The sequence below is a fragment of the Olsenella urininfantis genome (genome assembly GCF_900155635.1).
Lineage (GTDB): Bacteria > Actinomycetota > Coriobacteriia > Coriobacteriales > Atopobiaceae > Olsenella_G > Olsenella_G urininfantis.
This window is the reverse complement of record NZ_LT732540.1, coordinates 1,617,405-1,638,877: the sequence shown is the minus strand read 5'-3', so window position 1 is coordinate 1,638,877 and position 21,473 is coordinate 1,617,405. Positions and strand designations below refer to the sequence as shown.

At 62.3% G+C, this 21,473-nt stretch carries 18 protein-coding genes and 4 tRNA genes; 2 read left to right on the top strand and 20 right to left on the bottom strand.

Translation table 11 applies throughout. The features are described from left to right. Nucleotides 1-20: 20 nt before the first annotated feature. From purD to CZ375_RS07515, 11 genes are all read right to left on the bottom strand, one after another. On the bottom strand, nucleotides 21-1,310 hold the full coding sequence (purD, locus tag CZ375_RS07565; RefSeq protein WP_077598605.1) for a phosphoribosylamine--glycine ligase: 1,290 nt from the start codon (nucleotides 1,308-1,310) through the stop codon (nucleotides 21-23). 12 nt (nucleotides 1,311-1,322) lie between these two features. Continuing rightward, a complete protein-coding gene (locus tag CZ375_RS07560) occupies nucleotides 1,323-2,261 on the bottom strand; it encodes a DegV family protein (RefSeq protein ID WP_077598604.1) in 939 nt (312 codons plus the stop codon). Beyond that, the gene (locus CZ375_RS07555; RefSeq protein WP_077598603.1) at nucleotides 2,261-3,541 is read right to left on the bottom strand and encodes an adenylosuccinate synthase; all 1,281 of its coding nucleotides are present in this window, start codon (nucleotides 3,539-3,541) and stop codon (nucleotides 2,261-2,263) included. The genes CZ375_RS07560 and CZ375_RS07555 overlap by 1 nt, the downstream gene beginning before the upstream one ends. 128 nt (nucleotides 3,542-3,669) lie before the next feature. Beyond that, nucleotides 3,670-5,058 carry a replicative DNA helicase gene (dnaB, locus tag CZ375_RS07550; RefSeq protein ID WP_077598602.1) on the bottom strand — a complete coding sequence of 463 codons (1,389 nt, stop codon included), beginning with the start codon at nucleotides 5,056-5,058 and terminating at the stop codon, nucleotides 3,670-3,672. A gap of 442 nt (nucleotides 5,059-5,500) precedes the next feature. Then, a complete protein-coding gene (gene rplI / locus CZ375_RS07545; protein WP_077598601.1) occupies nucleotides 5,501-6,016 on the bottom strand; it encodes a 50S ribosomal protein L9 in 516 nt (171 codons plus the stop codon). A gap of 66 nt (nucleotides 6,017-6,082) precedes the next feature. Then, nucleotides 6,083-6,355, bottom strand: coding sequence for a 30S ribosomal protein S18 (rpsR, locus tag CZ375_RS07540; protein ID WP_077598600.1), 273 nt, complete (start codon nucleotides 6,353-6,355; stop codon nucleotides 6,083-6,085). A gap of 41 nt (nucleotides 6,356-6,396) precedes the next feature. Continuing rightward, the gene (locus tag CZ375_RS07535; protein WP_077598808.1) at nucleotides 6,397-6,888 is read right to left on the bottom strand and encodes a single-stranded DNA-binding protein; all 492 of its coding nucleotides are present in this window, start codon (nucleotides 6,886-6,888) and stop codon (nucleotides 6,397-6,399) included. A gap of 46 nt (nucleotides 6,889-6,934) precedes the next feature. Continuing rightward, nucleotides 6,935-7,228 carry a 30S ribosomal protein S6 gene (rpsF, locus tag CZ375_RS07530; RefSeq protein WP_077598599.1) on the bottom strand — a complete coding sequence of 98 codons (294 nt, stop codon included), beginning with the start codon at nucleotides 7,226-7,228 and terminating at the stop codon, nucleotides 6,935-6,937. 282 nt (nucleotides 7,229-7,510) lie between these two features. After that, the gene (locus CZ375_RS07525; RefSeq protein WP_077598598.1) at nucleotides 7,511-8,641 is read right to left on the bottom strand and encodes a DUF4013 domain-containing protein; all 1,131 of its coding nucleotides are present in this window, start codon (nucleotides 8,639-8,641) and stop codon (nucleotides 7,511-7,513) included. Between the two features lie 316 nt (nucleotides 8,642-8,957). After that, nucleotides 8,958-9,048 (bottom strand) — tRNA-Ser (locus tag CZ375_RS07520). 40 nt (nucleotides 9,049-9,088) lie between these two features. After that, nucleotides 9,089-9,179 (bottom strand) — tRNA-Ser (locus tag CZ375_RS07515). A 170-nt stretch (nucleotides 9,180-9,349) separates the two neighbouring features. Here CZ375_RS07515 and CZ375_RS07510 point away from each other — a divergent pair. Then, nucleotides 9,350-10,156, top strand: a complete 807-nt coding sequence (locus CZ375_RS07510; protein WP_077598597.1) for a trimeric intracellular cation channel family protein — start codon at nucleotides 9,350-9,352, stop codon at nucleotides 10,154-10,156. 3 nt (nucleotides 10,157-10,159) lie between these two features. On the opposite strand, the gene typA is transcribed toward CZ375_RS07510, so the two are convergent. From typA to CZ375_RS07490, 4 genes are all read right to left on the bottom strand, one after another. Further along, entirely contained in the window at nucleotides 10,160-11,998 is a 1,839-nt protein-coding gene (gene typA, locus CZ375_RS07505) for a translational GTPase TypA (RefSeq protein ID WP_077598596.1), read from the bottom strand. 121 nt (nucleotides 11,999-12,119) lie between these two features. Then, nucleotides 12,120-12,581, bottom strand: coding sequence for a hypothetical protein (locus CZ375_RS07500; RefSeq protein WP_077598595.1), 462 nt, complete (start codon nucleotides 12,579-12,581; stop codon nucleotides 12,120-12,122). 106 nt (nucleotides 12,582-12,687) lie between these two features. Then, nucleotides 12,688-12,763 (bottom strand) — tRNA-Ala (locus CZ375_RS07495). A 61-nt stretch (nucleotides 12,764-12,824) separates the two neighbouring features. Beyond that, nucleotides 12,825-12,901, bottom strand: a tRNA-Ile gene (locus CZ375_RS07490). Between the two features lie 192 nt (nucleotides 12,902-13,093). Here CZ375_RS07490 and CZ375_RS07485 point away from each other — a divergent pair. Beyond that, nucleotides 13,094-13,552, top strand: a complete 459-nt coding sequence (locus tag CZ375_RS07485) for a bifunctional nuclease family protein (protein WP_234966921.1) — start codon at nucleotides 13,094-13,096, stop codon at nucleotides 13,550-13,552. Between the two features lie 61 nt (nucleotides 13,553-13,613). On the opposite strand, the gene gyrA is transcribed toward CZ375_RS07485, so the two are convergent. The 5 genes from gyrA to dnaN all read right to left on the bottom strand — a co-directional run bounded on the left by gyrA (nucleotide 13,614) and on the right by dnaN (nucleotide 21,237). Beyond that, nucleotides 13,614-16,391 carry a DNA gyrase subunit A gene (gene gyrA / locus CZ375_RS07480; protein WP_077598593.1) on the bottom strand — a complete coding sequence of 926 codons (2,778 nt, stop codon included), beginning with the start codon at nucleotides 16,389-16,391 and terminating at the stop codon, nucleotides 13,614-13,616. A 15-nt stretch (nucleotides 16,392-16,406) separates the two neighbouring features. After that, nucleotides 16,407-18,353 (bottom strand): DNA topoisomerase (ATP-hydrolyzing) subunit B, encoded by a 1,947-nt coding sequence (gyrB, locus tag CZ375_RS07475; RefSeq protein ID WP_077598592.1) that lies wholly within the window; start codon nucleotides 18,351-18,353, stop codon nucleotides 16,407-16,409. Nucleotides 18,354-18,512: 159 nt separating this feature from the next. Next, nucleotides 18,513-19,049 carry a hypothetical protein gene (locus CZ375_RS07470; protein WP_234966920.1) on the bottom strand — a complete coding sequence of 179 codons (537 nt, stop codon included), beginning with the start codon at nucleotides 19,047-19,049 and terminating at the stop codon, nucleotides 18,513-18,515. Next, nucleotides 19,042-20,130 (bottom strand): DNA replication/repair protein RecF, encoded by a 1,089-nt coding sequence (recF, locus tag CZ375_RS07465; protein ID WP_077598591.1) that lies wholly within the window; start codon nucleotides 20,128-20,130, stop codon nucleotides 19,042-19,044. Before recF ends, CZ375_RS07470 begins: the two co-directional genes overlap by 8 nt. Before the next feature lie 3 nt (nucleotides 20,131-20,133). Next, complete coding sequence (gene dnaN, locus CZ375_RS07460) at nucleotides 20,134-21,237, bottom strand: DNA polymerase III subunit beta (RefSeq protein ID WP_077598590.1); 1,104 nt, start codon at nucleotides 21,235-21,237, stop codon at nucleotides 20,134-20,136. Nucleotides 21,238-21,473 lie beyond the last annotated feature (236 nt).

Below are 21,473 nucleotides of genomic sequence, written 5' to 3'. Positions count from 1 at the left end.
CATCTTGGCCATGCCTTTCCCTAGAGCCTGTCCCTGCCGCGAATGGCCTTGATGCCGATGTCGTGGCGATAGGTCTTCCCCTCGAAGCTGATTCTGTCGCAGGCCTGGTAGGCCAGGTTGCGAGCGTCCTCGAAGGTTTCGGCCTGAGCCGTCACGGCAAGCACGCGCCCGCCGTCGGTGACGAGGCTCCCGTCTTTCGAGAGGCGCGTGCCGGCATGGTAGACCGTCACGCCGTCGAGGGAGCCGGCGTCCTCGACGCCACGGATGACCTTGCCCCTCTCGTAGGATCCGGGATACCCCGCGCTGGTGAGCACCACGGAAACCGCCCAGTCGTCGTCCCAGGAGACCATGTCCTCGCTGAGCGTGCCGTTGTCACAGGCAAGGAAGCATTCGACCAGGTCCGCCTTCATACGCGGCAGGACCACCTGGGTCTCCGGGTCGCCGAAGCGGGCGTTGAACTCCAGGACCTTGGGTCCCTCCTTGGTGAGCATGAAGCCGCCGTAGAGGCAGCCGCTGTAGCTGATGCCGTCTGCTCGCAGCTGGTCAACCACGCGCTGCATGATCTGGACCATGCGCTCGTGCTCTCCGTCAAGCAGAATGGGAACGGGAGAGTAGACTCCCATGCCCCCGGTGTTGGGGCCCTTGTCGCCGTCGAGGGCGCGCTTGTGATCTTGCGAGGTGGCAAGGGGCACCAGGGTGCTTCCGTCAGTCAGGGCAAGGAGCGAGCACTCGGGCCCCTCGAGCATCTCCTCGACGACAACGGTGGAGCCCGCATCGCCAAAGCTTCCCAGGAAGCACTCGCGCACCCCCTCGAGGGCCTGCTCGGTGGTCTGGGCAACGATGACGCCCTTGCCTCCGGCCAGGCCATCTGCCTTGACCACGCAAGGGCCGGCAAGTGCCTTGACATAGTCGGAACAGGACCTTTCGTCAGTGAAGCTCCGATAGGCGGCGGTGGGCACGCCGGCACGCACCATGACCTGCTTGGCGAACTCCTTGGACCCCTCCATACGGGCGGCGGAGGCCGAGGGGCCAAAGACCGCGATGCCCTCGGCCCTCACGGCGTCGGCCACGCCGCCCACAAGAGGCGCCTCGGGGCCTATGACCACAAGTCCCACGCCATGCTCCTTGGCGAAGGCCGCCACCTGGGCGGGCGAGCACGGGTCCAGCTCCGCCGGCTGCGCCAGGTGGCACATCCCGCCGTTGCCCGGGGCAACCCAGATCCTTCCCGCTCGAGGGGACTCCGCGAGCTTCAGGAGCAGCGCATGCTCGCGCCCGCCCGAGCCCAGAAGGAGGATGTCTACCGTTTCCATGCTGACTCCTTGCTACTCGACGGCCCCCATGAGCCTGGCGGCCTCCAGTGGCGTTACCAGGGAGGAGGGGACGTATGCGATGCCCACGGCACCAATTCCCAGCTGGGTGGTGGTGGATGGGTTGGTGCTGATGACCGCTGCCCTGGTGGACTCGAACTCGTTGGTGTCAAGGGGCTTCTCGAGCGTGGGCAAAAGGCGGGGGGCGCCGGCGGTGAGCTCCACATAGGTGAGCGGCCCCACCTTGCGGGCATACCAGCTCATGCTGCGCGCCATCCTTCCGGCGAGCACATGCAGCTCCGTCGAGCGGTACAGCTCCTGGGCGGCGCCGTCGTCATCTATGCAGAACACGCGGCGCACGCCGATGGCGCGTGCGCGCAGGGAGTCAACCCTGCCCAGGACGCCAGAGCGGGCCTTGGTGTAGCCCCTGAGGCGAGGCTTGGCGTCTGGCGCGGGGATGACCAGGATGCGGGCGGCAAGCGATGCCTCGCCTATGCGCTTGAGGGCGGCAGCGACGCAGACGCCGTTGTCACGGTCGCTCACCAGACGCGCGAGGACCAGGGCCATCTGGGAGGAGACGCACCTGCTGTCCACGACATGCACCCTGGCCCCCTCGACCTTATCGGCCGCCGCGCGGGCGATGTCGTAGGCGTCACGCGCGAGCGAGGACACGTGCAGCGAGATTATCTCCTCGTGCCCCTCGTCCGCCAGGCGCTGGTAGACCTCAAGGAAGGCATCCTGGGAGGGGGCAAAGGAGTCAACCTGGCCCTTGATGGCCGAGAACCGAACGAAGAAGTCGTTCGGCTCAAGGTCGATGCAGTCCCTGTGCTCCTTGCCGGCGGTGCGCACCACAAGGGGGACCATGGCAACGCCTGCCGCCTCGAGGTTGTCGAGGGGCAGGTCGCAGCCGCTGTCACACACTATGGCAAAGCGCGGTGGCCTGGCCTCTTCCATCACTTCCAGTACCTATCGATGGTCTGCTCGCGATCGGGACCAACGGTGATGATGGAAACGCGCACGCCGGCAAGCTGCTCGAGGAAGTCGATGTAGTCCTTCGCCTCGCGGGGGAGCTGGTAGAAGTTGCGGACGCCAGAGATGTCGCAGCTCCATCCAGGGAGGGTCTCGTAGACGGGCTTGGCGTGGTAGAAGACGCTCTGATGCTCGGGGACGGTGGTGTAGCGCTTTCCGTCGCACTCGTAGGCGACGCAGACCTTGATCTCGTCGAGGCAGCCAAGCACGTCGAGCTTGGTGATGGCGAGGTCGGTGAGGCCGTTGACGCGGGCGGCGTAGTTGACAACGACCGCGTCATACCAGCCGCAGCGCCTCTTGCGCCCGGTGGTCACCCCATACTCGTGGCCAACCTCCCCGAGCTTGTCGCCAACCTCGTCGAAGAGCTCCGTGGGGAAGGGGCCGGACCCCACGCGGGTGAGGTAGGCCTTGGCAATGCCCAGGACGCGCTGGATCTGGGTGGGACCAACGCCCGAGCCCGTGACGGCTCCGCCTGCGGTGCAGTTGGAGGAGGTCACGAAGGGATAGGTTCCGTGATCGATGTCCAGCATGGTTGCCTGTGCACCCTCGAGGAGGACGCTCTTGCCGGCCTCGAGCTGCTCGTTGAGGAAGAGCGAGCTCTCCACGATATAGGGGCGGATGCGCTCCGCGTAGGGCAGGTAGGTCTCGCATATCTGGTCGACGGTATAGGTGGGAAGCTCGTAGACCTTCTCCAGGATGGGGTTGGTGTAGGCGAGGGACGCCTCGAGCTTCTCGCGGAAGATCTTCTCGTCGAGCATGTCCTGCACGCGCAGGCCGGTGCGGTTCATCTTGTCCATGTAGGTTGGGCCTACACCGCGCTTGGTGGTGCCGATGAGGTTCTTGCCTAGCTTCTTCTCGTGCGCGCCGTCGAGGTCCTTGTGATAGGGCATCACGATGTGGGCGTTGCCGGAGATCTTGAGGTCCTCGCAGGAGATGCCCTGCTCGCCGAGCATGTCTATCTCGGACAGCAGCACCTCGGGGTCCACGATGCAGCCGTTGCCGATCACGGGGTAGGTCCCGGAGTACATGACGCCGGAAGGGACCTGGTGCAGGGCGAGCCTGTGCCCGTTCGCTATGACGGTGTGACCCGCGTTCGCTCCGCCGGCATAACGGCAGACGACGTCATAGTCACCAGAGATGAGATCTGTGACCTTGCCCTTGCCCTCGTCTCCCCACTGCGTACCCACCAGCACTGATGCAGGCATGAAGTTCCCCCCTCAGAGAGTTCGTTCGTTACCGCACAAGTATACGGCACCAGGCCCCCGACCAAGGCCCCTGCGAAACACCCACATGACGGCGCCCACCGCGGCGCTCGCCTGCGGGGGCGGCGCCGCTACTCTGCGTGCGTGCGGTCGAGCTCCACGAACTTGGTGGAGCCGGGCAGGAAGGTAAGTGGGACTATGTCCAGCGGGCCCGAGCGGTTCTTGGCGATGATGAACTCGGTGACACCCGCGTCGGGACGGTCTGACCTCTCGGCCTCCTCCTCGGTCATGGATCGGTCGAGCAGGATGACTATGTCCGCGTCCTGCTCGATGGAGCCTGACTCGCGCAGGTCGGAGAGCTGCGGGCGCTGGCCCTTGCGGTCCGTCACCTGACGGTTGAGCTGCGAGAGCGCAACCACGGGCACCTCGAGGTCCTTTGCCATGATCTTGATGCCGCGTGACATCTCGGAGACCTCCGTGGCGCGCGAGTCGGCGCGCGAGCGGCCCGAGGGGGGCGAGAGCAGCTGGAGGTAGTCCACCAGCACGATGCCATGGTCCTTGCCCTGGAGCATGCGACGGGCCTTGGCGCGGATCTCCGTGACCGTCGTTCCGGGCGTGTCGTCGATCATGATGTCCATGTGCGAGAGGTCGCGCGTAGCATCAAGGATGGTTGGCCACTGGTTGTCCTTGATGCGCGCCCCTCGGATGTCCGAGAGCGGGATGTGCGCATAGGCCGAGAGCAGGCGTTGGGCGATCTCTATCTTGGACATCTCGAGCGAGAAGAATGCCACCGAGGCGCCCAAGGCCGCAGCATTCACCGCCAGGTTGAGGGCAAACGACGTCTTGCCCACGCCGGGGCGTGCGCCCACGACGATCATCTGACCCGAGCGGAGGCCCTGGAGCCTAGAGTCGATTCCCGGGAAGCCCGTCTTCACGCCAAGGGCGTCCCCCGGGTTGAGGCAGGCCTCGGATAGCTCCGTGTAGAGGTCCCCCATGACATCCTCGAGGTTGGAGTAGCTGTCCCCTATCTCTCGGTTGGTGACGCCAAGCAGGAGGTTCTCTGCGGTGTCAACGACCTCCTTGGTGTCCTCCGGGGCGTCGAAGGCAAGTGCCGTGATCTTGGCGGAGACGGAGATGATGGCCCTCAGGGTCGAGTCACGGTGAAGAATCTCGACATGATGGTGCCAGCTGGGCAGAGAGAGGCTGTTCCCGTTGAGGTCGATCAGGTACGACGCGCCGCCCACCTTGTCCAGGAGCCCGGATGACTTGAGGTGGTCGGCCAGGGAGATGGGCTCCACGAGCTGGCCCCTGTCGAACATCTCGCGCATGGCCAGGAAGATGGACCTGTGGGAGTAGAGATAGAAATCGGTGGGGTCAAGCTCCACCAGGCATTCCTGCAGGATGTCCTGGGATATGAGCATCGCGGAGAGAACAGACCTCTCGGCATCTATGTCCTGGGGCATGGTGCTGCCGCTCGAGAGCGCAGCAAGGCCGTCCGCTTCGTAGCCGCCTTCGGGCATGAGGCCTCCTTATGGGTCTTTGGGTGCTGGCATCGTATCTCAAAAACTATTGCTTTGATTTTGTCAAACCTGCCATGAACAGGGCATTGTTGATAGCTATCTCCCCTGAGCGGCAGATTTACCATTTATCGACGTTTTCTACAATTTTGAAAAATATTTTTGCGGTGACTTTTCTACATCACCCAGAAACGCAAAGCCTCAGCGGGAACATGAGGTTTTTTACCTAAAGAACCACGGCATATTTGTATTGGTCTCTTTATTTTCGCAGGTAGATTGCTATGCGAATGAATTCTTTCAGAAAAATGGACCCCCGAAGGACATTTGCCTTCGGGGGTCCCTTGTGAACAATACGCTTGTTCTGTTTCAAGCCCTAAGCTCTTGACCTGCATCGACTGTTGATATCCGCAGCTAGCAGGCCTGGCGCCAGAAGTGACCTCAAAAACTACTCGGCGGACTCCTCGGTGGCCTCGGCGGGCTCCTCCGACTCGACCTCAACGGTCTCCTCGGGCTCCTCCTCGACGCCCACCAGGACGCTCAGGGTGGCGTTGATGTCACGGTAGAGGTTGACCTCGACCGTGTGCTTGCCGGCGGTCTTGATGGCCACGGAGCGCACGATGCGCTTGCGGTCGACCTCGACGCCCAGCTGCTCCTTGACGACCTCAACGATCTGGGAGGTGGTGACGGAGCCGAAGAGCTGGTTGTTCTCGCCAACCTTGGCGTCAACGGTCACAACCTTGCCGTCAAGCTTCTCCTGCGTCGCGGTTGCATCGGCGATGCGCTTCTCCTCGCGCTTCTCGATGTTGTGGCGGCGCTCCTCAAGCTGCTTGATGTTGCCCGGGGTGGCAGGGGTTGCGATCTTGTTGGGGAACAGGTAGTTCTCCGCAAAGCCCTGGGCGACGTCTACGATGTCGCCCTCGCCGCCCTTGCCCCTGAGCTCATCCAGAAGGATGACATTCATGGGAACTCCTTCGGTTTGTCGGTGCTCAGTCCGACGTCTTACGTGTCTTGACCCGAGAGCTGGCGCCTAGCCGCGGCTACGGCCGCCGCGGCTGGAGACCACGGGGACGGTGTACGGCAGAAGGGCCATCTCGCGGGCGCGCTTGATGGCAACCGCGATGTCATGCTGGTGCTGCGTGCAGGCGCCAGTGACGCGACGAGGCTTGATCTTGCCACGGTCGGTCATGTACTTGCGAAGGAGCTGAACGTCCTTGTAGTCGATGAGCTCGACGCTCTCCTTGCAGAACTGGCAGTACTTGCGACGCGGCTGGCGCTGCTCGACTTGCCTTTGCTTAGCCATGTCTTGTGCCTTTCTCTGGTGGCCTGCGGCCACCCTCAACATTAGAACGGGATGTCCTCGTCATAGACGTCCGCAGGTGGCGGGGTCTGAACGACAGGACGCTGGGGCTGTGGTGCTGGGGCAGGCGCTGCGTAGCCTGGCTGAGAGTAGCCACCCGCAGGCTGGTATGGCGCGCCTGCCTGCTGGGTCACCTGAGGCGCTCCGCCACGAGACGAGAGGAACTCAACCTCGTCAACGATCACCTCGAGCTTGCTGCGCTTCTGGCCATCGCGCTCCCATTGGCTCCACCGAAGCTTGCCCTCGATGGCAACCTTCGCGCCCTTGGAGAGAAAACGGCTGAGTGGCTCGGCTCGATTGCCAAACACAACGCAGTCCACGAAGTTGGGCACTTCCTCCCACTCACCGGTCTGCTGGTTGCGGCGACGGTCGTTGACGGCGACGCCGAAGGTCAGCACGGCAGTGCCGGCGGGAGTCTGCCTCAGCTCGGGATCGCGAGTGAGGTTTCCGGAAATGTTCACCCTGTTGATGCTCACGTTGCTCACAGCCTCTCATCCGTAGGCATAGGCCCACCTTCCATGACTAATCCCTGTCAGTACGGCACACAACCATGTGGCGCTTGACAGCATCGTTGATGCGCAGAACTCGGTCGAGCTCGGCGATCTGCGTGGGATCTGCGTGGAAGTTGATGAGGGTGTAGTCACCCTCGGTGAGCTTGTCGATCTCAAAGGCGAGCTTGCGCTTGCCCCAGTCCTCGACGTTGTCGATGGTGCCACCGTTCTCGGTGACAGCGACGTCAATGCGCTTCATGACGCCCGCGCGAGTCTCCTCGGTGCTTGCGGGATCGACAAAGAACAGCAGTTCATAAGCCTTCATGTGGTCACCTCCTCTGGGCTAACGGCTCCGGTTGGTGAAGGTGCCTTCGGAGCAGGAAAGTTCAACTTTGCACTGTAACACAGCATTGACCTGCCCGTACGCCTCAGTGCGAACTGTCGTGCTCCCCACGTAGTCCCCACATATCCAGTCTGCTCCCCCAGCTTGCAGAAACGGCGCCACCAGCAAGCAGGCAGCTTGCAAGGGGACGCCGTTATCGCTGGTACTGGGCCTATCGCATGGCTCTGGGCCGAAATCTCGAGATTCCGGGGCATCACATCTTCGCTACATGGTCGAAGGGTCCTGGCCCTCCTGTGGGGAGCTGGGGTTCTCCTCGGAGGGAGGCTCCTCCTTCTCATGGGTGGGAGCTGAGCTCAGGGAGATTACCTCAACGCCAGCGTCCTCCGGCTCAGGCACCGAGTCTGCCGTTGCGGGCGATGGGGCGGCCTTCACTTCGGAGGCCGGCTGCACCTCCGGCGCGGGACGGATCTCAGACACTGGCTTCACCTCGGGCGCCAGCTGTTCTTCTGGCTCCTCTGGAGCAGATGATGCCTCCTGAACGGAGGGGGCCACGGGAAGCACGGGCTCGGGCGAGCATGGCTTGGAGGGCGTCTCTGTGGAGTCAGGCAGCGGGTCTGCGCTGGCACCCCAGGCGGGAACGTTGAATTGCCTCATCCAGAGACCAAGGCCGGTATAGAGCATGCTCGCCATGAACGACTCCATCACGGAGAAGAGGTAGCCCATGACGACTATGATGGGCAGCATCCCCGTGAACATGGACAGGAGCCTGTCGACAACGTAGACGCTCGAGCCGCCGGAATACCCACCATACTCATACTGCGACGCGAGCAGGCCCACATGCACGATAGCAGGAAGGAGCAGCGCCAGGATACAGACCGTGGCAGCGAGGGCGACAACCGCCGAGATGAGCAGGTACATGCCCACGACCTTCAGAAAGCCCGAGAAGTCCCTCTTGACCATCTCGAAGATCCTGTTTGCCTGGTAGCCCGCACCGGCGCTCTGGTAGATCGTCGCACGCAGGGAGCACACGGCAAGAATGGGGGCGGCGAGGGCACCGATGGGCAGGGTGATCAGTGAGGCGAACGTGCTGCCGTCGAACAGCCATGTGAGGGCCGCGTTGATGACGCCGAGGGCGAGACCCCAACCTGCGGCCGCAAGGAAGCCACGCCAGCCGCTCTTGATGCACTGCCCCACGTCCACACCCTTCTGCTTGGGCGCGGAATCGACACCCCAGGCGGTCAGGCGCGCCCACTCAAGGATGTATCCGCTGACGCCGAGCGCGCCCACTATAGGCACGATAGAGGAGATTCCCATGACCAGCAGGGGCTTGATCCAACCCTTGTCCTTGGTGAGGAGCGCCCATGAGCGCGAGAAGTATCCGGTCTTGTCTGCCATGCCTTGTCTCCCTTCGGGAGCATAGCTCCGATCGATTGCAACGATGACAAAAAGCCACTTCAAGACTAGCCGAAAGAGGCTGGCCGTGCAGGGGACAGACAGAGGCAGGGGCTGGGCCTTACTCACGTCGGGCCCAGCCCATGGGAACGCCCGAGATACGGACGGTCACTTCCTGGCCACTCGGAATGTCAAAGAACGCCTTGCCGAGCTTAAAGCCACCTCTCCCAAACCAACCGGGATCGGAACTATGTGTGCCAAAAACACTTAGGCGAAAAAATAAAAAGGCGCCCATTGCTGGACGCCCAGAAGGCTCATATGGCGGAGGAGGAGGGATTCGAACCCTCGTACCCGCGTGGCGGGTAAACGGTTTTCGAGACCGCCGCATTCAACCGCTCTGCCACCCCTCCGTAAGGGTGAAGCGGCGCCCGGAGGCGCCGCTGGAAGTTCTGGCGGAGAGTCTGGGATTTGAACCCAGGATACGCTTTAGGCGTATACACGATTTCCAATCGTGCTCCTTCGGCCACTCGGACAACTCTCCCTGAAACCGCAAGGGGAAGTATACATGACTTGCCTTCCCTGTGGGACATACTTTTTTTCTCCAATTGTGGGGCAACACATACCACAGGCCCTGCAAGTCCTCGACAGCCTGGCTGCCCATGACTACCATGGATGGGCATTTTGGCCCCTGGCTCGAGCATGGTGACACCTATGATCCCAGAGTTCTTCTCGGCAACGAGCATCGACGCCAGCGCGGCAATACCTGCCTGGCTGGACCTGAGCGCCGTCGTGGTGGGGTCTCTCACCGGGGTCCTGGTGGGCAAGGAGAGGGACCTCGACCTGGTTGGCTATCTGGTGCTCTCTCTTCTTGGCGGTCTGGGCGGCGGGCTCGTCCGTGACGTGGTGATGCAGGTGGGAGACGTCTACATGCTTCGCTCCCCCCTTGCCATCCCCGTGTCTGCCGCCACGGGAGCCATGGGCTTCCTCTTCTCGGGGATGCTCCACAGGTTCCCCAGGCTGCTGACATGGACGGACATCATCTCAGTGGGGCTCTTCGTTGCCGCAGGGACGGGCAAGGCCATGGTGTACGGCCTCTCCCCCTGGGCGTGCTTCCTCATGGGAAGCGTCACCGGGGTGGGCGGAGGCATGCTGAGGGACATCACGCTTGGGGAGACGCCCAAGATCTTCCGCAGAAGCAACCTCTACGCCATCTGCGCGCTCCTTGGGTCCATAGCCTATTACCTGCTCATATCGGTGGCGCATGTAAGCAGGGTGTGGACCGTGGTCATCAGCGTGGCGCTTGTGGTCCTGAGTCGCATGTGGTCCCTGCGATACAACGTCCTCTCTCCCGCAGGCGTAGACCTCACGCCAAGCGTGAGCAAGGCCGCCCGCGTGGTGTACACGCACGCCCGAGGCAGGGGCGAGAAGGAGAGCGAGAGCTGCATCAGGCGCCATGCCAGCCATGCCCTGAGGCAGATGGGTGACATGGCGCCTGAGAAGGACGCCCGGGAGGACTAGAAACTACTTGTCCACCATGCCGTGGCGCACGCGCCACTTGCGGCGCTCGGTCTCGTTGAGGATGCGCTTGCGCATGCGGATGCTCTTGGGCGTGATCTCCACAAGCTCGTCGTCCATGATGTACTCAAGCGCCTCCTCCAGCGTGAAGCAGCGTGGGGGGGTGAGCTGGACGGCAATGTCCGCCGTCGAGGAGCGCTGGTTGCCCAGGCTCTTGGTGCGGGCGATGTTGACCACCATGTCTCCGGGCTTGGACCTCTCGCCCACCAGCATGCCCTCGTAGCACTCGACACCGGGGCCAACAAAGAGCTGACCGCGCTCCTGGAGCGTTCCCAGCGCGTAGGCGACGGCCTTCTCGGTGGACATGGAGATCATCGCGCCGTTCTGGCGGCTTCCGATGTCGCCGGCATAGGGTCCGTACTCAAGGAAGGTGTGGTAGAAGACCGCCTCGCCGTGGGTCACGTTGAGGATGCGGTTCTTGAGGCCCATGATGCCTCGGGTGGGAATCCTGAACTCGAGGTGGGTCTGCGCGGTGCCGGTCTCCATGCTCATCATGGTGCCGCCCACGTTGCCAAATACCTCGATGACCTTGCCCGAGTACTCTCCTGGGCACTCGACCACGGCATGCTCGACAGGCTCGAGCCTGTTGCCGTGGCCGTCGTCCTTGAACAGCACGCGGGGACGGCCAACCTGGAACTCATAGCCTTCGCGGCGCATCTGCTCCATGAGCACCGAGAGGTGCAGGATGCCACGGCCGGCGACCTCGGTTCCGGTCTTGTCGGGCAGCTCCTCGATGCGCATGGTAACGTTGTTCTCTCGCTCGAGCTCAAGCCTCTCCTTGAGCTGGCGGCCGCCCACGATGTCCCCCTCGCGGCCGACGAGAGGGGAGGTCGAGGGCTCGAAGATGATGGCAAGGGTGGGAGGGTCGATCTCGATGGGGTCGAGCTCCACGGGATCGTCCGGGTTGGTGTAGACGTCTCCGATGTCCGTGCGGTCGATGCCGACAACGGCGGCGATGTCCCCGGCGGCGACCTCGCTGCACTCTTTGCGACCGAGGTAGTCGAAGGTGAACAGCTGCTTCACCTGGGCCATGGCGCGGGAGCCATCGTTCTTGACCACGAGAATCTTGTCGCCGCTGTGGATGGTGCCTGAGTAGACGCGCCCGATGCCGATGCGGCCCACATACTCGGAGTGGTCGATGGTGACGCACTGCATGGCCAGGGGGCCGTCCACGTCCACGTCGGGGGCGGGGAGGGCGTCCACGATCATGTCGAGCATGGGGTACATGTCAACGTTCTCGTCGTCTAGCGAGGCGCGCGCGAAGCCGTTGACGGCGGATGCGTATATGACATGCTCCATGGCGAACTCGAGCTGGTCGTCGGTGGCGCCAAGATCCATCATGAGGTCAAGAGCGGCGTTCAGGGCGCTCTCGGGGTCTGCGGCGGGCTTGTCCACCTTGTTGATGACAACCATGACCTGCAGGCCCGCGTCGATGGCATGGCGCAGGACGAAGCGGGTCTGGGGCATGGGACCCTCCGCGGCATCAACCAGAAGCAGGGCGCCGTCGGCCATCTTGAGGACGCGCTCCACCTCGCCTCCGAAGTCGGCGTGGCCGGGGGTGTCGAGAACGTTGATCTTCACGCCCTGGTACTCGATGGAGATGTTCTTGGCGAGAATGGTGATGCCGCGCTCGCGCTCCTGGTCATTCGAGTCTAGGACGCGCTCCTCGACCTGCTGGTTGTCACGGAACGCATCCGTTGCCCGCAGGAGCTTGTCCACAAGTGTCGTCTTGCCGTGGTCTACGTGCGCGATGATTGCGATGTTTCTTATCTGCTCTTGGAGCATAGGTGCCTCTCGTTCGACGTCTCGTCGTCTTGCAACTAACCTTTGAACTGTATACCAGCAGCTATGGGCCGCTTTTGGACCTCGGGGCGCTTCACGTAAACTGCTTCTGGGACCGCTTGCGCTAGAGCAGGCTCTGAAGCTCTCCTGCGGGCGCGGGGTCGCTCCAACGGAAAGCGTCCCCCTCCCCCCTGTTCTCAACGAGGGAGAACGCCGAGTACGACCTGTATCCTCTCTCGCCGAACTCGAGGAGGACGCAGTCCTGGTAGACCCCCTCGTCATCCGCTATCGCACCCTCGTACACGATTGCGTAGCGGACGGGCGCGGCCAGGCCAAGGTCAGGGTCCCCGTCCTGCCTGACCAGCATGGGAATCTTCTCGTGTGCCCCAGAGAGGCACTCCTCTATGCCATCCTCGGCAAACTCGTAGCTCGCCGTGCAACCCTCCCGGTCTTGCACCACCAGCAGGACGTTGACGTCCACGCCGTCCGCAAGGCGGTCAAGGGCCACGCCCATGAGGTCGCTCGAGAGAAGGTCAAGCTCGGCAGACACGCCATCCTTTGCCGTGGCCCCGTGTGACTGAGACATCTGTTCCTCCAAAAAGCCGTTGCACCTGCGCTGATGTTAGCCCATGAGCGCGTGATGGCGCAGCCATGAAAAAAGCCACCGCATCAGCGGTGGCCTCTTGGAATCATGGTGGAGACGATGGGGATCGAACCCACGACCTCAGGCTTGCAAAGCCCGCGCTCTCCCAACTGAGCTACGTCCCCTCTTAGTAATAAACGCCCCAGCGGCGACTCGGCTCACGCTGGGGCGTTTATTGTCAAGAAGTGGTGGGCCCGACAAGGTTCGAACTTGTGACCTCCCGGTTATCAGCCGGACGCTCTGACCAACTGAGCTACGGGCCCAACGCAAGGAGAAATACTACACGGGAGGGATGGGGTGGTCAACATCTAATTTGAATTATCTTCCCAATTTGTGCGCTTTGGTGTAGCTAGCATACTCAGGGGTACCATATCCTGCACAAACAGGCATAAGGACGCAAGGGGCGCCACTTGATTCGCATGGATATTCAGACAGTGATGGTCGGCGGGGGACCCATGGCTTCCATGGTGGTTCTGAGGCCAAGGGCCGCGCGCGGTGAGGACGGCGGCGCGAAGCTGCCCATCCGCATAGGCTCCGTCGAGGCGACGGCCATATCCCTTGGCGTCGAGGGTCTTCCTCGCAGGCGACCCCTGACGCACGACCTGCTCCTGAGCGCCATAGGAGCGCTGGGAGCGAGCGTATCTGCCGTAGAGATCTGCGACGTGCAAGGAGAGACCTTCTTCGCAAAGCTGGACCTCATCGGAAGCGACGGGCGTCACCTCGAGATAGATGCCCGCCCGTCCGATGCCATCGCACTTGCGGTGCGTGCCCACATCCCCATCTTCGCCGACGAGAAGGTGCTTGGCGCGGCAACCCTCCCCGACTTCGACAGCGTGGAGCGCGAGGAGGAGGCCATGAAGCTAGACGAGTTCCATGAGTTCGTGGAGGGCCTCTCGCCGGAGGACTTCGCCTAGTCTTGAAGAAGCGGGCCCCGACGTCTCTGTCGGGGCCCGCTTCCTCTATCTTGGGCTGCTGCTACTCGTCATCGTCCTCGATCATCGACTCGTCGAGCTCCTCGTCGCCGCCAATGTCGACAGGGTCTTCCTCATCGGCCTCGCGGGCACCGGCGAGGCCCAGGTCAAGCGCGGCCTGCATGGGGTCGGCCTTGGCTGCCTTCTTCTTGTGGGCAACCATGCGCGCGACGGCGCTCACCTTGTCCCTCTCGCCCATGTTCATGACCTTCACTCCCTGGGTGGAGCGTCCAAGCCGTGAGATGTCGGAGGTCTTGACGCGAATGACCACTCCCTCCTCGGAGACGATCATGAGCTCGTGCTGGGGTCCAACGACGCGGCAGGCGACGAGGTTGCCCTTCTTGGCGGTCATGGCGATGGTGGAGACACCTTGGCCACCGCGCCTGTGCTCGGGGTACTCGCTCACCGGGGTGCGCTTGCCATAGCCCTTCTCGGTGATGACCAGCAGGTCTCCCCTACCGTTGGATATCTCCATCCCAAGCATCTTCGTGCCCGCCTTGAGCGTGATGCCGCGCACGCCCGAGGTGTCTCGTCCAGTGGGCCGAATCTCGCCCTCGTCAAAGAGGATGGCCTTGCCGGCATCTGAGCAGAGGATGACCTTCTCCCCCTCGCGGACGCGCCTGACGTTGACCAGTTCGTCCCCGCTCTTGAGGTTTATTGCGATGATGCCGTCGCGCCTGCTGTTGTCATAGGCGCTCATGGCGGTCTTCTTCACCATGCCGTTCGCCGTGGCAAACATCAGATACTCGTCTGCCGGGAAGTCCCGCGTGGTGATGACCGCCGCGGCCCTCTCACCCTCTGAGAGGGGCAGGACGTTGACCAGCGCAGAGCCGCGCGCGTGCCGGCTTCCGATGGGGAGCTCGTGCACCTTCACGCGGTAGACCTTGCCCTTGTTGGTGAAGAACATCACGTAGTCGTGCGTTGACGCAACGAAGAGATCCTCGACGAAGTCGCTGTCCTTCAGCGAGAGGCCCTGGATGCCCTTGCCGCCGCGCTTCTGGGAACGGTAGGTGGCAACGGGCAGGCGCTTCACGTAACCGGAATGGGTCACGGTCACCACCATGTCCTCCTCGGCGATGAGGTCCTCGACATCGAGGTTGACGGCCTCGATGGAAGAGATCTGCGTGCGCCTCTTGTTGGAGAAGCGCTCGGAGATCTGCTGCAGCTCCTCCTTGATGACCGCGAGGAGCTTGTCGGGGTGCTCGAGAAGGTCGCGGTAGTAGGCGATGCTCTTGTAGAGCTCCTCGATCTGGGCGGCCAGCTCGTCGCGCGCAAGGCCCGTGAGCCGGCGCAGGCGCATCTGGAGTATGGCCTCCCCCTGGAGCTCGTCAAGGCCGAAGCGCTCGTTCATGCGTGCCTTCGCCTCGCTGTCATCGCGGGAGGAGCGGATGATGTGGACGATCTCGTCTATGTTGTCCACGGCAATGAGCAGGCCCTCGAGGATGTGTACCCTCTTGAGCGCCTTGTCGAGGTCATAGTTGGTCCTGCGCGTCACCACGTCAACCTGGTGGTCTATGTAGTGTCGCAGCATCTCAGTCAGGGTGAGGGTGCGCGGGACGCCATCCACCAGGGCAATGTCGATGACACCGAAGTTGGCCTGGAGCTGGGTGCGCTTGTAGAGGTTGTTGAGCACCACCTGGGGAACAGCGCCGGACTTGAGGTCAATGACGATGCGCATGCCCTTGCGGTTTGACTCGTCGCGCATGTCGGAGATGCCCTCGATGCGCTTCTCGTTCACCTGCTGGGCGATGCGCTCCTGGAGGAGCCCCTTGTTCACCTGGTAGGGAATCTCGGTGATGACCAGGCGCTGCCTTCCGCCCTTGCCGATGTTCTCGACGTGCACCTTGGAGCGGATCGTGATGGTTCCACGCCCGGTCTCGTAGGCCTCCTTGATGCCATCCGTCCCCATGATGATGCCGCCCGTGGGGAAGTCGGGTCCGGGAAGGACCTGCATGATCTCCTCGGTGGTGACGTCTGGGTTGTCGATCATCAGGCAAACGGCATCGGTGACCTCCTTGAGGTTGTGCGGGGGCACGTTGGTGGCCATGCCGACGGCAATGCCCGAGGAACCATTGACGAGGAGGTTGGGAAAGCGCGAGGGCAGCACGGCGGGCTCCTGAAGGGACTCGTCGTAGTTCGCCTGGAGGTCGACGGTCTCCTTGTCCAGGTCGCGCAGCATCTCCATGGCGGCGTACGTCAGGCGAGACTCCGTGTATCGCATTGCCGCGGGGGGGTCGCCGTCGATGGAGCCGAAGTTTCCGTGTCCGTCCACCAGGGGGAGCCTCATCGAGAAGTCCTGCGCCATGCGGACCATGGAGTCATAGATGGCAGAGTCGCCATGCGGGTGATACTTGCCCATGACCTCGCCCACGGTCCAGGCGGACTTCTTGTGGGGGCGAGAGGGAACGATGTGAGCCTCGTTCATGGCATAGAGGATGCGCCGGTGAACGGGCTTGAGTCCGTCTCGCACATCGGGCAGGGCGCGCGCCACGATGACCGACATGGAGTACTCTAGGAAGGAAGCCTTCATCTCGCTCGAGAGGTCCATGGGCTTGAGGGCCCCGCCGTGTATGTCGCTCAGGTCAAGCCTGGTGCCCGCCTCGTCGGATATGGTGTGGTCGAGACCACTTCCAGCCAGGCTTCCTTGGTGAGGGTCACCTTCGGGGTCGTCCTCGTCGTCCTCGTACTCCTCCTCGGAGTAGTCCTCCTCAAGCTCCTCCTCGTCCGTGTCGGGGGAGTCCAGCTCGAAGTCGTCCTCGTTGTTGTTGAAATCGTCAGCCACTGAGTCTTCCTTTCCTTAGATGTCGAGGAAGCGGACGTCTTTTGCATGGGTCTGGATGAAGTCCTTGCGCTTCTCGACCTGCGTTCCCATGAGGTTCGAGACGGCGCGCTCCGCGGCCATGGCGTCATCGATGTTTACCTTGAGCATGATGCGGTTCTTGGGCTCCATGGTGGTGGCCCAGAGCTGCTCGGGGTCCATCTCTCCCAGGCCCTTGTAGCGCTGGACCGTGTAGCGAGAGGAATCCTCGTACCTCTCGGCCTCAAGAGCCAGCTCCTCGTCGGTGTAGAGGTACTTTCCGCGCTTCTTGCCCTTGGGCTTGAGCTGGTAGAGAGGTGGCTGGGCAACGTAGATGTAGCCCGCCTCGATCATGGGGCGCATGTAGCGGTAGAAGAAGGTGAGCAAGAGTATGCGGATGTGCGCGCCATCTACGTCGGCGTCCGTCATGATCACGATCTTGTGGTAGCGCGCCTTCTCGATGTTGAACTCGGGCCCCACACCGGTGCCAATGGCAGTGATGAGCGATGTGATGGTCTCTGAGGAGAGGGCTCGGTGCTCCTGCACGCGCTCCACGTTGAGGATCTTGCCTCGCAGCGGCAGAACGGCCTGGATGGAGCGGTCGCGGGCCATCTTGGCGGACCCGCCTGCGGAGTCACCCTCCACAATGAAGAGCTCGGTCATCTGGGCGTCGCGCACCGAGCAGTCCGCAAGCTTGCCGGGAAGCGCCGCGCTCTCGAGGAGCCCCTTGCGACGTGTCGCCTGGCGGGCCTTCTGGGCGGCAAGGCGGCCCTTTGCCGCCTGAGATGCTTTCTTGAAGATCTCCTTGGCCTGGTTGGGGTGCTCCTCCAGGTACTCGGAGAGGCGCGCCGAGACGATCTTGTTGGTGAGGGCGCGCATGTAGGAGCTTCCGAGCTTTGCCTTGGTCTGGCCCTCGAACTGGGGATCTGGCAGCTTGACAGAGATGACCGCCGTGAGGCCCTCGCGGATGTCATCGCCCGTGAGGTTAGGGTCCTTCTCCTTGAGGAGCTTGTGCGCACGTGCGTAGTCGTTGACCGTCTTGGTCAGCGCGGTGCGGAAGCCCTCGAGGTGCATGCCGCCCTCGTCCGTGTAGATGTCGTTGGCAAACGACATGACCGTCTCCGAGTACCCGCTGTTCCACTGGAGCGAGACCTCCACCTCGCCCTTCGTGCTCATGGGGGCGTCGGGCTCAGACTCGCCGGAGATGTATATGGGCTTGGAGCAGCCCGGGAGGACGGACTTCTCCTCGTTCAGGTACTTGACGAAGTCGACGATGCCGCCCGAGTAGCAGAACTCCTCGCTGCGTGGGGTGAGCTCGCGCTCGTCCGTGATGGAGATCTTGAGGTTGCGATTGAGGAAGGCCGTCTCCTGCAGGCGGTCGCGCAGGGTGTCGAAGTCGTACACGCAGGTCTCGAAGATCATGTCGTCTGGCCAGAATGTGATGGTGGTGCCGGTGGCCTTGGACGTTCCGATCCTCTCCATCTTCTTGGTGACCTTGCCACGCGCGAACTCCATCTGGTAGATTCCCCCGTCACGCTTGACGGTTGCCACCAGGCGCTTGGAGAGGGCATTGACGACCGATATCCCCACACCATGAAGGCCGCCGGAGACCTTGTAAGCGGAGTTGTCAAACTTCCCGCCGGCGTGGAGGATCGTGAGGACGACCTCGAGAGTGGGGATCTTCTTCTGTGGGTGCTTCTCGACGGGAATTCCTCGTCCGTTGTCCTCGACCGAGATGGAGTTGTCGGGATGGACGGTCACGCGAATCCTGTTGCAGAATCCCGCCATGGCCTCGTCCACGGAGTTGTCCACGATCTCCCACACCAGGTGATGCAGGCCAGCGGACGACGTGGTTCCGATGTACATGCCAGGACGCTTGCGGACGGGGTCCAGGCCCTCGAGGACCTTGATCTCGTTTCCGCCGTAGTTGCTTTCCTTCTTTGCCACTTGATTCCTCTCTTACAAAAAAGTAGAGACGAATTCAGTGTAGACCACTGGGGGTTTCTTCTGCTCGGACTGCATTAAAAAAGGCGAATCATGATATGCAAAACCTTAGCTGAGCGTTTCTGAGGGCAGTTTTTGCGCCATTCTCAAAAAGCAGCTCATTTAGGCGTTTCCCGTCTTCCCCCTCATAAGAGAAAGTCTCATCGCGCGGGACGCTGGGCCGCGAAGCCTGTCGGGAAGGTCCTGGCAGAGCTCTTCGACGCGACGGAGCTCGCTCTCGGTGAGCTCCCCAAGAGGCCGTTCGAGTGACTGAGGAGCCCTCTGTTCAACCTGGCGAGATGCTCTCTTCCCCGTCTTCGAGAGAAGAAACTCGATGCCGGAGAGCTCGAGGCCGGCCTCATTGAGCCGCGCCAGGTAGAGCTCCTTGTTCGCGCTGAAGTCGGAGAGCATGGGATGGGAGTCCACATACACCCCGAGGACGGGGGGAAGCACCTCGCAGGCGCCCCTCTTGAGGAACACGCCCGTCGTGTGATGGCGCTCGCGGTCCCCGTTCGCCTGGGCCCAAAGCAGAGCGGCCCTCTGATTGGCACCCATGCGCCCCGCAAGCTCGTCCGTTATGAGGGAGCCCATGAGCGCGGACACCGCCACGGGAGCGCCCCTCTCGCCGGAAGGCCCTCTCATGTCCGCCCAGTCACTCACCGATGCTCACCACCTCTGCGGCGTCCAGGAGGTCCTGGGGGAAGTATCCCAGGTTGGTGGTAGTGACAACGGTCTGTATGCCGCGCTGCACGAACCTTGTCATGCTGTCCCCGCGACCGGAGTCAAGCTCGCTCATGACGTCGTCGAGCAGCAGCAGCGGCATCTGCCCCACTATCTGGTGCGCCAACTCCACCTCGGCCATCTTCCAGGCCAGCACCACCGAGCGCTGCTGTCCCTGCGACCCGAAGGTCCGCGCGTCGCGGCCGTCGATGGTGAAGCAAAGGTCGTCCCTCTGAGGCCCTATGAGGGTCTGCCCACGCCGCAGCTCCTCGCCGCGCAGCTCCTCGAGTCGCGCGAGGAAAAGGTCCTGGAGCTCGTCCCTGCCGAGGCTCATGACCTCCTTCCCCAAGCTGGACTCATATGAGCAGGCAAGGCGCTCCCCTGGGCAGATGCTTTCGTAGGACGAGACGATCACCAGTCGCAGCCTCTCGAACAGGCGGCATCGAGCATGCAGGAGGGCCGCGCCGCCGCGGGCGAGGGAGGCGTCCCACGCCTCCAGAAGACCGAGGTCGAGGTTATCTTCCCTGAGGAGACGATTGCGCTGCTCCACAGCGCGGCCATAGGCCGAGAGCAGCCGTGAGTAGCCCGCATTGGCCTGACGGGCGAATCCGTCGAGCTCGTCCCTTCTGTATGAGGCGCCGCGCTTGACGAAGCTGAGGTCGTCGGGGTTGAAGAGGACGCTCATGAGGTCCTGCGGCAGCTCGCCTGGGGTCGCTGGCTTGTCGTTTCTGGTATAGCGCCGCCGGCCGGCGGCGATGTCGCAACTCACGTCAATCACGCGACCGTCACCGGCAAGGGCAAGCGACGCCCTGGCCCTATCGCATCCCTCGCGCACCAGCTCCTGGGGTCTAGGGTTTCTGAACGACGAACCGGCGGTCAGGAGCTGGAGGGCCTCGACCGAGTTCGTCTTACCAACTGCGTTGCGTCCACAGAGAATGGTCATGCCCGGCGAGAGGTCAATTGACCTCTCGCCGAAGTTCCTCCAGTTCCTGAGTGCGAGCCTTCTTGCCAGAAGTCCCACGGACTACCGCCAGACAGGCATGAGCAGGTAGAGGTAGTTAATCTTTGAGTATGATTTGAAGATGCCGGGCTTCATGGCACTCTGCAGCTCAAGCGTCAGCTCCTTCTCGCTTGAGGCAGCGTTCACGCAGTCGAAGACGTAGTGGTAGTTGAGCGCGATGGACACGGACTCGCCCTCCACCTCGACAGGCAGGTACTCCGCAGACTCCCCCTGGTCGGGGGCCGAGGCGGAGAGTTTCATCATCTTCCCGTCAGCGTCGATGTCAAAGTGCACGGAGGGGTTGGTGAGGGCGATGACGGACACGCGCTTGAGGGCGGCGGAGAACTGGGCCACGTCGACCTTCACCGAGCTGCTGCAGCTGGGCGGCAGCAGGACCTTGTAGTCAGGGAAGTTGCCGTCAATCCTGCGTGACACGTACGTGGTGTCCCCAAATGAGAAGACGACCTGAGTGGAGGAGGTGCCGATGAGGATGGTCTCCGTCATGGAGGGAAGAGTCAGCACGTCATGGAAGATGGTGCCCGCGACGATGGCCTGGAACGCCTCGTCCGAGGAACTGGTCTCGGTGTTGGAGTCACACACGGCAAGTCGATACGAGTCGGTTGCCACGAGACGGATGGTGTTCTCTTCCACGGAGAGCAGGATGCCCGAGAGAACGGGCCGCGAGCTGTCCTTCGAGGTGACCTTATAGACCTTGTCCACCATCTCGGAGAGGAGCGCGCTGGGCAGCTCTATCGACCGCTCGAGCTGGTACTGGGGAAACTCGGGGAAATCTGAGGCGTCGAGGGTGTTCAGGCGGTAATGTGACTTGCCACACTCGATGAGCATCGCATGGTCGCTCTCCTCGAAAGACACCGCCGCGTCGGGGAGGTTCTTGACTATGTTGGACAGGAGCTTTCCCGAAACGATGCTGGCTCCTGACTCTTCGACATTGGCCGCGATCCTGTGCCGCACCGAGATGGTGAGGTCCGTGGTCTGGAACTCCAGGACACCGGACTCGGCCTTGATGTAGATGCCCGAGAGGATGGGAAGGGTGGAGTTGGAGGCCATGCCCTTCGACACCACCGCGAGGGCCTTGGAGAGGGAAGACTGGCTTACTGAAAACTTCATGTGGGCGCTCCCTATAAAGTATTAGTACTTATATTTAAATAAATACTCTTCTATCTATAGTTGCTGTCGAAATGATAACAACTGACCATCCATGCAGGTAGAGACTGATTTTTCCGCTAATTTTCTCTCGCTTCACTTTCTACGAAAGCAACACTGTCGGGTCTGTTGAAAACATCTTCTACAGCAGGCATGGACTTTTCGAAGGGAAGATACAAGCTTTCAACCGAAGATTCGAC

What these genes read in the sequence shown, in the direction of transcription:
- dnaN (WP_077598590.1), bottom strand. Translation starts at nt 21,237, where the DNA reads ATGAAGTTTTCAGTAAGCCAGTCTTCCCTCTCCAAGGCCCTCGCGGTG.
- CZ375_RS07555 (WP_077598603.1), bottom strand. Translation starts at nt 3,541, where the DNA reads ATGCCTGCATCAGTGCTGGTGGGTACGCAGTGGGGAGACGAGGGCAAG.
- CZ375_RS07560 (WP_077598604.1), bottom strand. Translation starts at nt 2,261, where the DNA reads ATGGAAGAGGCCAGGCCACCGCGCTTTGCCATAGTGTGTGACAGCGGC.
- typA (WP_077598596.1), bottom strand. Translation starts at nt 11,998, where the DNA reads ATGCTCCAAGAGCAGATAAGAAACATCGCAATCATCGCGCACGTAGAC.
- rpsF (WP_077598599.1), bottom strand. Translation starts at nt 7,228, where the DNA reads ATGAAGGCTTATGAACTGCTGTTCTTTGTCGATCCCGCAAGCACCGAG.
- rplI (WP_077598601.1), bottom strand. Translation starts at nt 6,016, where the DNA reads ATGAATGTCATCCTTCTGGATGAGCTCAGGGGCAAGGGCGGCGAGGGC.
- dnaB (WP_077598602.1), bottom strand. Translation starts at nt 5,058, where the DNA reads ATGCCCGAAGGCGGCTACGAAGCGGACGGCCTTGCTGCGCTCTCGAGC.
- CZ375_RS07485 (WP_234966921.1), top strand. Translation starts at nt 13,094, where the DNA reads ATGGCTTCCATGGTGGTTCTGAGGCCAAGGGCCGCGCGCGGTGAGGAC.
- CZ375_RS07525 (WP_077598598.1), bottom strand. Translation starts at nt 8,641, where the DNA reads ATGGCAGACAAGACCGGATACTTCTCGCGCTCATGGGCGCTCCTCACC.
- CZ375_RS07500 (WP_077598595.1), bottom strand. Translation starts at nt 12,581, where the DNA reads ATGTCTCAGTCACACGGGGCCACGGCAAAGGATGGCGTGTCTGCCGAG.
- purD (WP_077598605.1), bottom strand. Translation starts at nt 1,310, where the DNA reads ATGGAAACGGTAGACATCCTCCTTCTGGGCTCGGGCGGGCGCGAGCAT.
- CZ375_RS07510 (WP_077598597.1), top strand. Translation starts at nt 9,350, where the DNA reads ATGATCCCAGAGTTCTTCTCGGCAACGAGCATCGACGCCAGCGCGGCA.
- rpsR (WP_077598600.1), bottom strand. Translation starts at nt 6,355, where the DNA reads ATGGCTAAGCAAAGGCAAGTCGAGCAGCGCCAGCCGCGTCGCAAGTAC.